At 67.2% G+C, this 2,277-nt stretch carries 1 protein-coding gene; it reads left to right on the top strand.

Features of this window, described 5'->3' with window-relative positions; genetic code table 11:
* Positions 1-2,277 (top strand): beta strand repeat-containing protein (locus tag CKO11_RS17030; RefSeq protein ID WP_223641480.1); only part of this gene is annotated, 2,277 nt, incomplete at both ends.

The raw sequence follows: 2,277 nt of genomic DNA, 5'->3' as shown, positions 1-2,277 counted from the left end.
TTAGCTTCGCCGGGGCCGCGGTCGGCACGATCTATGATTACACGATCACCTCTTCGGGCGGCGGTACGCCGGTGACTGGCTCGGGCACGATCAGCACGGCGAACCAGCAGATCACGGGCATCGATGTTTCGGGGCTCGCTGACGGCACGCTGACCCTCTCGGTCACCCTGACCGACAGCGCCAGCAACACCGGCGCGGCGGCGACCGACACCGCCACCAAGGATGTCGCAGCGCCGTCGGGCTATACGGTCTCGCTCGATCAGGATCCGGTCACGTCGGCGACTGAAACCGCGGTGTCCTTCACCTTCGCCGGGGCGGAAACCGGCACGCGCTATGATTACACGATCACCTCTTCGGGCGGCGGTACGCCGGTGACCGGCGCGGGCACGATCAGCACGGCGACCCAGCAGATTTCGGGCATCGATGTTTCGGGGCTCGCGGACGGCACGCTGACCCTCTCGGTCACGCTGACCGACAGCGCGAGCAACACCGGCGCGGCGGCGACCGATACCGCCACCAAAAACGTTTCGGCGCCGTCGGGCTATACGGTCTCGCTTGATCAGGATCCGGTCACGTCGGCGACTGAAACCGCGGTGTCCTTCACCTTCGCCGGGGCGGAAACCGGCACGAGCTACAGCTACACGATCTCGTCTTCGGGCGGCGGCACGGCGGTGACCGGCGCGGGCACGATCAGCACGGCGGCCCAGCAGATTTCGGGCATCGATGTTTCGGGGCTCGCGGACGGCACGCTGACCCTCTCGGTCACCCTGACCGACAGCGCCAGCAACACCGGCGCGGCGGCGACCGATACCGCCACCAAAAACGTTTCGGCGCCGTCGGGCTATACGGTCTCGCTCGATCAGGATCCGGTCACGTCGGCGACTGAAAGCGCGGTGTCCTTCACCTTCGCCGGGGCGGAAACCGGCACGAGCTATGATTACACGATCACCTCTTCGGGCGGCGGCACGGCGGTGAGCGGCGCGGGCACGATCAGCACGGCGGCCCAGCAAATCACCGGCATCGATGTCTCGGGGCTCGCGGACGGCACGCTGACCCTGTCGGTCACCCTGACCGACAGCGCCAGCAATACCGGTTCGGCGGCGACCGACACGGCCACCAAGGATGTCGCGGCGCCGTCGGGTTATACCGTCTCGCTCGATCAAGATCCGGTCACGTCGGCGACTGAAACCGCGGTGTCCTTCACCTTCGCCGGGGCGGAAACCGGCACGAGCTACAGCTACACGATCTCTTCTTCGGGCGGCGGTACGCCGGTGACCGGCGCGGGCACGATCAGCACGGCGGCCCAGCAGATTTCGGGCATCGATGTCTCGGGGCTCGCGGACGGCACGCTGACCCTGTCGGTCACGTTGACAGACAGCGCCAGCAATACCGGCGCGGCGGCGACCGACACGGCCACCAAAAACGTTTCGGCGCCGTCGGGCTATACGGTCTCGCTTGATCAGGATCCGGTCACATCGGCGACTGAAACCGCGGTGTCCTTCACCTTCGCGGGGGCGGAAACCGGCACGCGCTACAGCTACACGATCACCTCTTCGGGCGGCGGTACGCCGGTGACCGGCGCGGGCACGATCAGCACGGCGACGCAGCAGATCACCGCCATCGATGTCTCGGGGCTCGCTGACGGCACGCTGACCCTTTCGGTCACGCTGACCGACAGTGCCAGCAACACCGGCGCGGCGGCGACCGACACGGCCACCAAAAACGTTTCGGCGCCGTCGGGCTATACCGTCTCGCTTGATCAGGATCCGGTCACGTCGGCGACTGAAAGCGCGGTGTCCTTCACCTTCGCCGGGGCGGAAACCGGCACGAGCTACAGCTACACGATCTCGTCTTCGGGCGGCGGCACGCCGGTGACCGGCGCGGGCACGATCAGCACGGCGGCCCAGCAGATTTCGGGCATCGATGTCTCGGGGCTCGCGGACGGCACGCTGACCCTGTCGGCCACCCTGACCGATAGTGCCAGCAATACCGGCGTGGCGGCAACCGATACCGCAACCAAGGATGTCGCGGCGCCGTCGGGTTATACCGTCTCGCTCGATCAAGATCCGGTCACGTCGGCGACTGAAAGCGCGGTGTCCTTCACCTTCGCCGGGGCGGAAACCGGCACGAGCTACAGCTACACGATCTCTTCTTCGGGCGGCGGCACGGCGGTGACCGGCGCGGGCACGATCAGCGCGGCGACCCAGCAGATCACCGGCATCGATGTCTCGGGGCTCGCGGACGGCACGCTGACCCTGTCGGTCACGTTGACCGACA

The organism is Rhodobacter sp. TJ_12 (assembly GCF_020023995.1).
In the GTDB taxonomy this organism is placed as follows: Bacteria; Pseudomonadota; Alphaproteobacteria; order Rhodobacterales; family Rhodobacteraceae; genus Rhodobacter.
Note: the sequence above shows the minus strand (reverse complement) of the source record. Positions and strands in the feature narration are given on the sequence as shown.